The organism is Hydrogenobaculum sp. (assembly GCF_049967395.1).
Taxonomy (GTDB): domain Bacteria; phylum Aquificota; class Aquificia; order Aquificales; family Aquificaceae; genus Hydrogenobaculum.
The window spans coordinates 1-7,195 of the sequence record NZ_JBMFST010000057.1 but is presented as its reverse complement, the minus strand read 5'-3'; the positions used below and the strand labels follow the sequence as shown (position 1 = coordinate 7,195).

Annotated in this window: 6 protein-coding genes and 1 pseudogene; 3 read left to right on the top strand and 4 right to left on the bottom strand. The window is 33.9% G+C overall.

Features of this window, described 5'->3' with window-relative positions; all coding sequences use genetic code 11:
• From ACP5S8_RS07325 to ileS, 4 genes are all read right to left on the bottom strand, one after another.
• Positions 1-1,138, bottom strand: a 1,138-nt coding sequence (locus tag ACP5S8_RS07325) for an AAA family ATPase (protein ID WP_461876314.1), incomplete at its 3' end; no start/stop codon positions are given.
• Entirely contained in the window at positions 1,135-1,488 is a 354-nt protein-coding gene (locus ACP5S8_RS07320; protein ID WP_461876313.1) for a rhodanese-like domain-containing protein, read from the bottom strand. The genes ACP5S8_RS07320 and ACP5S8_RS07325, both read right to left, overlap by 4 nt.
• On the bottom strand, positions 1,472-1,849 hold the full coding sequence (gene panD / locus ACP5S8_RS07315; protein WP_461869813.1) for an aspartate 1-decarboxylase: 378 nt from the start codon (positions 1,847-1,849) through the stop codon (positions 1,472-1,474). Before panD ends, ACP5S8_RS07320 begins: the two co-directional genes overlap by 17 nt.
• 56 nt (positions 1,850-1,905) lie before the next feature.
• Positions 1,906-4,674: an isoleucine--tRNA ligase gene (gene ileS / locus ACP5S8_RS07310; RefSeq protein WP_461876312.1), complete on the bottom strand. Its 2,769-nt coding sequence runs from the start codon at positions 4,672-4,674 to the stop codon at positions 1,906-1,908.
• A 113-nt stretch (positions 4,675-4,787) separates the two neighbouring features.
• Here ileS and ACP5S8_RS07305 point away from each other — a divergent pair, with 113 nt between their 5' ends.
• The 3 genes and pseudogenes from ACP5S8_RS07305 to ACP5S8_RS07295 form a co-directional block, all read left to right on the top strand.
• Positions 4,788-6,011: a glycosyltransferase gene (locus ACP5S8_RS07305; protein WP_461869811.1), complete on the top strand. Its 1,224-nt coding sequence runs from the start codon at positions 4,788-4,790 to the stop codon at positions 6,009-6,011.
• A gap of 19 nt (positions 6,012-6,030) precedes the next feature.
• Positions 6,031-6,978: a tetraacyldisaccharide 4'-kinase gene (gene lpxK / locus ACP5S8_RS07300; protein ID WP_461876311.1), complete on the top strand. Its 948-nt coding sequence runs from the start codon at positions 6,031-6,033 to the stop codon at positions 6,976-6,978.
• Positions 6,965-7,195 (top strand): annotated as a pseudogene (locus tag ACP5S8_RS07295) (hypothetical protein); the annotation flags it as partial. The gene lpxK and the pseudogene ACP5S8_RS07295, both read left to right, overlap by 14 nt.

Here is a 7,195-nt window from a genome sequence, read left to right as displayed (position 1 = left end):
TTGATACTTCTTCTTTAGTTATCTTTATTTGCCGTTCAACATCTTTTAGCTTGCTTTCGTCTTTTATTGTAAAAGATTCTAAGGATAACGCATTCTCTAATATAGATATTATCTTATGACCCTTTTCTATGCGTTCTTCTTGAACTTTTGTCTGTTCGTAATCAGCTTTTGCTGTTTCAAAATTTATCAAAAGTCTATTGTATTCTTGCTCTTTTAAAAAGTACTCTTTATTTTTTTTATCAAGCTCAAACGCTGTGTTGTCTAATTCTTTTTTTAACTTTACATATCTTTCTATGTCTGATTTTAGACTAAGTTTTGGTTTTAAAAACTCAATACGACTTTTAAGAAAGGCCATTTGTTCTTTTTGACTTTCTAAATTTTTATATTCGGCTCTTAGTTTGTTTAGCTCAGTTTCTAACTCCTGTTTTTTCTTAGCATTGCCAAGCCTTTCTAACAACACTTTTTTCTCTGAAGTTTTTACGCTAAGCTCTTGCTCTAAAGAGGTGAGATTTTTCTGAAGTTCCTCTACGTTTTCTTGGGTAGATTTTAAGTTATCTATCTTGAAGGCTATTGAATCTATTTCGTTTTTTAAATCCTTTTTTTGAGAAGATGCAAGCTCCCTCATTTTCTCTATTTTATCTAAATTACTCAATCTCATTATTATTTCTCTTCTTTCTTGGGGGCTCTCTGGTTTAATAAATTTTGCAAATTCCCCTTGCGGTAAAACTATTACTTTGGTAAACGTATCATAATCCATATCTAAGATTTCTTTAATTCGTTCTTCCCTTAGCTTATTTCTTTCTTCTGTAATTATTTCTTTTCCGTTTTCTTTGAAAGAAAGTACAATATTTTTACCACTTTTTAAAGACCTTTCCACCGTATAGGTTTTACCGTTTAAAGAAAATGTTAAGGATACTCTAAAAAAATTTTTCCCTTTTGATATATAGTCCTCTTTGGAAGCACCTTTTTCAAACCTTGGACATTTACCGTAAAGCGCAAATGTTATAGCGTCTATTATGGTTGTTTTGCCGGCTCCAGTCATCCCCGTGATGGCAAATAAAGAAAGCTCTGAGAAATCTATAACAGTTTTTTCTTTGTAAGATAAAAAACCTTCTAACTCTAATACCAAAGGCCTCATAAATCGTCAAAACTACCTATAGTTTCATAAGGCCATTCCAACATTCCACCTTTTATATTAAAAGCTTCAAAGCCAAGCTGCCTTAATGCATAGGTAGCGCAAGCACTTCTACCACCGCTTAAACATATAACAAGATACTTCTTTGACCTATCAAGCTCTTTGTAAGTTTTCATCAAGGTATCAAGAGAATAAAGCTTAGCTACTTCTATGCGCCATTTATCATATTCCATCTTTGTTCTCACGTCCAAAAGCACATAATCTTTATCTTTGTCTAAAAGCATTTTTGCCTCTTGAGGCGAAACTGATGGTACCTTATCAAAACATATGTTTTCTTCAATAGGTGAAGACATGGTACATATCTCTTTTCACTTCCAATATGTTGTTTTTATCATCTACATATACAAGGTAAGGTTTAAAATAAGGCAGTTCCTCTTCTTCTACTTCTGCATAAGAAGCTATTATTATAACATCACCTGGCATACATAACCTTGCGGCTGCACCGTTTAGCGATATTTCACCGGTTTTTCCCGGTATCACATAGGTAGAAAACCTATTTCCGTTGCTTACGTTGTATATGTCCACTTTTTCAAATATCACAAATTTCCCAGCTTCTAAAAGCCTCTCGTCTATTGATATAGAACCTTCGTAGTTGAGATTGGCTCCTGTAACAGTGGCTCTATGGATCTTTGCTCTTAAAATATGCCTTTTCAACGAATTACCTCCTTGGAAAATATTATATTAAAATCTTATAAAAATACAATGAAATATTATACCTTTATGTTTTCAGCACATCTTGGGCATACTCCATTTACCATTGTTTCTACATACAACCAACATCTTGGGCATTTTTCACCTTTGGCTTTTTCTATCTTAATAGGAAGCTTCGTGTACTCGCCTTCCTCACCATCGTTTTCTGCTATTTCTACTTGGCTAACCGTAAAAAATGAGTGAAGGTAATCTTTGTACTTTTCTAAAAGCCCATAAAACTCTTCATTTGGTTTTATAACAACCCTTGCCTCGTAAGGATGCTTTATAACATCTTTTTTACGCTCCATTTCTATGGCTTTCAATACATCTTTTCTAAGAAGCAAAAGTTTTTGGTAGTCTTTTAAAAGCTCCTCATCGGTAAAATTAGAAGCTTTATATTCATTCATAAATATACTTTCTGGCAGATGGTTTTCTATGCTTTTCATATAATAGTAAGTTTCTTCGGCAGTAAAACTGAGCACGGGAGAAAGAAGAATTGCAAGATTTTTAAGCAAGAAATAAAGCGCCGTTTGGGCTGATAACCTTTCGAAAGAACCGCTTTTATGCATATAGAGTCTATCTTTTATTACATCAAAATACAAAGCTGATAAATCTACGCTGATAAATTCCATTAACCTGTGATAAAATCTGTGGTATTGATGATTTTTATAAAAACCAAAAAGCTCTTCAAAAACCTTTGAGGCATAAGCATACATATATCTATCAAAATGGTGTAGCTTTTCCGGTGCTATAGAAAGCTCATATTTAAAATCATACAAGTTTCCAAGGAAATATCTTAACGTGTTTCTTATTTTCTTATAATCTTCAGCTAATCGTTTTAATATAGATTTTCCAAGCTTTATATCTTCGGTGTAGTCCTCTGATATTACCCAAAGTCTCAATATATCTGCCCCGTATTCTTTTATAATCTCAAGAGGCGATATGACATTTCCTTGGGATTTTGACATCTTATGGCCTTTTTCATCTACGGTAAATCCATGGGTAACCACAGATTTAAATGGTGCCTCTCCGTAAGAAGCTATTGATTCCAACAAAGAAGCTTGGAACCATCCCCTGTGTTGATCTGAACCCTCTAAGTAAACGTCGGCTTTTTCTATGCCTCTTGGTCTCAACACCGAAGCATGGGAAGAACCAGAGTCAAACCACACATCCAAAATATCCGTTTCTTTTGTAAACTCTTTGGAACCACATTTTTTACATACTGTGTCTGGTGGTAAAAGCTCTTTTTCGTCTTTTTTAAACCATTCGTCGGCTCCATGCGGTGAGTTTTCAAATATTTTTGCCACGTGCTCAAATATATGAAATTCTAAAAGAGGCTCACCACAGTGCTTGCAATAAAATATTGTTATAGGTACTCCCCAAAATCTCTGTCTTGATATACACCAATCGGGCCTATTTTGAAGCATTGAAAGCATACGGTTTTGTCCAGTCTTTGGCACCCATTTTACGTTGTAAGCTTCTTCGATGGCTTTTTCTCTTATGCTTTTATTCTGAAGTTTTTGGCTTTTAATATCAACACCTATAAACCACTGAGGAGTAGCTCTATATATTACCGGGTTTTTACAGCGCCAGCAATGGGGATAAGAGTGTGAAATCTCTTCTTCCTTTAAAAGAAAGCCTGTTTGTTTTAGATGTTCTATAATAACTTTGTTTGCTTCAAATACGCTTAAACCTCTTATAAACTCCGGAGCTTCTTCTGTGAATCTACCGGCTTCATTTACCGGTGAAAACGGCTCTAAGCCATATCTTAACCCTACTATATAGTCTTCCATACCATGTCCCGGTGCCATATGGACAAAACCTGTACCGGTGCCAACCTCTACGAACTCAGAAGGATATATCTTGCCTGTTCTTTCTATAAAAGGATGCTGATATTCTAAACCTATAAGTTCTTTGCCTTTTATAGAGGCTATAAAATCTTTTTCTTTTGCATATTGGCTTTGTTTTTCTAACAAAAGAAGATGGTTGTTATCTTCAATAACACCGTACTCTATATCTTCGGAAGCCATCACGCCTAAGTTTGCAGGAAGTGTCCAAGGAGTAGTGGTCCAAATTACTATTGAAATAGGTTTATCTGGTAAATTTAGCTTTTGCCTTAAAACATTTTCTGATTGTTTTAAAAGCTCAAACCTTACGTATATAGATATATCTTTTTTCTCTTTGTATTCAACCTCAGCTTCTGCTTCTGCGGTTTTATCGTATATACACCAATAAACTGGCTTGTTTCCTTTGTAAAGCACGCCGTTTTGAAGGCATCTTCCTATTTCTCTTACTTCTTGAGCTTCGTATTTTGGGTCCATTGTTAGGTACGGTTCTTCCCAATCACCCAATACACCTAATCTAACAAACTCCTCTTTTTGAATGCTTACAAACTTAGAGGCGTATTCTCTACAGAGCCTTCTAAACTCGTCCTTTGGGATGTTTTCTTTATTTATTTTTTTTGCTTTTAGCTCTTTTTCTACTTGCTGTTCTATTGGAAGACCGTGACAATCCCACCCGGGTTTATAATCCACGTCAAAGCCTTCTATCAGAGCTACTTTGCATATAATATCTTTTAAAATTTTATTTAAAGCGTGTCCTATGTGAATGTTGCCGTTGGCATAAGGTGGTCCATCGTGCAATACAAAAAGCTGTCTTCCTTTTCTTTGCTCCCTTAATTTTTTATACAACCCTTCCCATTTTTTAAGAATTTCCGGCTCTTTTTCCGATAAATTTGCTTTCATTGGAAAGTCTGTCTTTGGTAAGTTGATAGTGTCTTTGTAATCCATAGATGTATATTTTACAATACTTTTTTATTAAAAGCTTTAGAAACTTAAACTCTTATTTTAAGATTTTAACAAAGAAAACTCTATTTATGATTTTAGTTTATAATAGTTTTACTATGAAAGGAATTTTTGTAAGAACACCCGGTCTTAGTTATAACGCTCATTATGTAGAGCGCATGGCTCAAAAGCTAAACCAATTTGGTATAGAGCTTATATTTTATGATATTGATTATAACAATATAGATGCTTATGTAAACTTCTTGCAAGAGCAAAGGCCGTTTTTTGTGATGGATGTAAATGGTTCTGCTTTGGTTTACGGTGAATCCAACGGTAATAGAGTTTCCTTATGCGATGCCTTCGGCTTTTTGCATATAAGCGTTTTTACTGAAGACCCTATGCTATATTATCCTGCTCTTTTCAACGGAAGAGAGTCTAGAAACTTTATACAAATGATAACAGACATGAAGCATGCTGATTTTTTAAGAAGCATAGGCTATCAAAATATATACTTCTTAGCTCCCTTTGTATCTGAAGATCTGTTGCAAAGACCGATATCTCAAGAGAAGGATATAAAAGTTCTTTTTCCAGGACCTATCGTAGATCCAAATATCATAATACAAGAAAGTGCAAAAATTTTTCCGGAAGAGGTAATGCCAGTATTTGTAGAAGTTGGTGAATTCATGCGAAGAAATCCAGAAGTAGATGTTATATTTGCTGTAGAATACATGCTTCCATTTTTTAACTATGAAATACAAGAAAAATTTTTAAAATGGAGAAATGAATCACCAGAAGCTTATATCAACTTTTTAGTAAATGTAGGGCTCTACAATACAGCAAGAAAAAGACTCTTTGTAATAAGCTTTTTGGAAGGCATAGAGATAAAGATTTTAGGAGATTCTCAGGTACCGTTAAAAGAAGGCCAAGAGGTAATCACTGCCGAAACACAAGAAGATGTTTTAAACATATACGCCAACTCTATGATAACATTTCTCAGTTTTCCTTCAATAGTACCTTCCGGAATAGGGTTTACACCTATTGAAGTTATGTCTCAAGGTTCTTGTGCTTTTATAGATTATAGGGCGTCGCTGCCAGGATTTTTCATGCCAGACCAAGAGATAGTGGTTTATACTCCTCTTGATAGGCTTGAAATAGAAGAAAAGCTTTTGTTTTTCTTAGAAAACGAGGATCAAGCCATGGAGATTGCAAAAAATGGCCGCTCTAAAGTAGAGTCAAGTTTTACAGAAACTCAGAGAGCTCAGTTTGTAGCAGACATAATAAAGCAAATTTACGAACAATCAATTAGCAGCACAATGGATACCCAACAAGAGACTTCAAACTAAAACTTGATATACTTATTGAATGAACTTCATAAGGAGGCTTTTGGCTCCGGCTTCTTTTCTTTATGGGGCTGGTATATGGGTTAGGAATAAGCTTTTTGATTTTAACATACTAAAAGCCAAACACCCGGGTGTTTTTGTAATATCTATAGGAAACCTAAGCGTAGGCGGAACTGGAAAAACCCAAGTTTCTATATATCTTGCAAAAGCCTTAAAAGAGTTAAATCCTTGTATAGTGTTAAGAGGTTATAAAAGAGCGTCTAGGGAAAATCTTATAGTTAGCTCTTGTGATGCAAAAACCTATGGAGATGAAGCTGTAGAGATATTTCTAAAAACCAAAGCTAACGTTGTGGTGGCTTTTAAAAGGATAGAAGGGGCTGAAATTTGTAAAAAATTAGGTTCAAAGATAATAATATTAGATGATGCTTTTTCTCATAGATATATAAAAAGGGATTTAGATATTTTGCTAATACCAGCAAACCGTATGAAAGACCGTCTTCTTCCTTTGGGAAATCTAAGAGAGCCTTACAGTTCTATGAATAGAGCTGACGCGTTAATTATAACAAGGTTAGAATCCTTTGATATGCCCACTTTAAACATAAACAAACCGATCTTTGGAGCAAAAGCTTTTTTTAGAGCTTTTGTTGATAAAAACTTTGAAGACGTTGATATATCTTATGTTAAAGGTAAAAGTTTTAGTATAGTTTGTGCTATAGGAGATGAAAAACCCTTTATAAAGTTTGTTGAAAACCTATCAAAAGATATAGGTTTTAAAATAGAAGATGTTAAAATTTTTCCAGACCACTATTTTTATAAAAAAGAGGATTTAGAGTCCAATAAAAATTATATCTGCACTACAAAGGATCTTGTAAAACTTAGAGATTTTGATCAATTTATCTTGGGAGTTGACACTACGTTAGATATTCCTGGTTTTATAGATTTTATAAAAAATAAATATGAGAAGACATAAATTTTTTATATTTGGTTTTTTGTTGTCCATACTAATACACCTATCTTTTTTGCTTGCTCTGGTAAAAATAAATATACCCTTTAAAAAACCGAATAAACCGATCTACATAAGCACGATAAGACAAGTAAGCAACAAAAGACCTTCTAAAAAGGTATCAAACATTTCCAAAAGAGAAAAAAGGTATATTAAAAAACAAAAAATCATGAAAAAATCTATG

Bases quoted from the DNA above. Each gene is read 5' to 3' on its own strand.
- ACP5S8_RS07305 (WP_461869811.1), top strand. From the start codon at position 4,788: ATGAAAGGAATTTTTGTAAGAACACCCGGTCTTAGTTATAACGCTCAT.
- ileS (WP_461876312.1), bottom strand. From the start codon at position 4,674: ATGGATTACAAAGACACTATCAACTTACCAAAGACAGACTTTCCAATG.
- lpxK (WP_461876311.1), top strand. From the start codon at position 6,031: ATGAACTTCATAAGGAGGCTTTTGGCTCCGGCTTCTTTTCTTTATGGG.
- ACP5S8_RS07320 (WP_461876313.1), bottom strand. From the start codon at position 1,488: ATGTCTTCACCTATTGAAGAAAACATATGTTTTGATAAGGTACCATCA.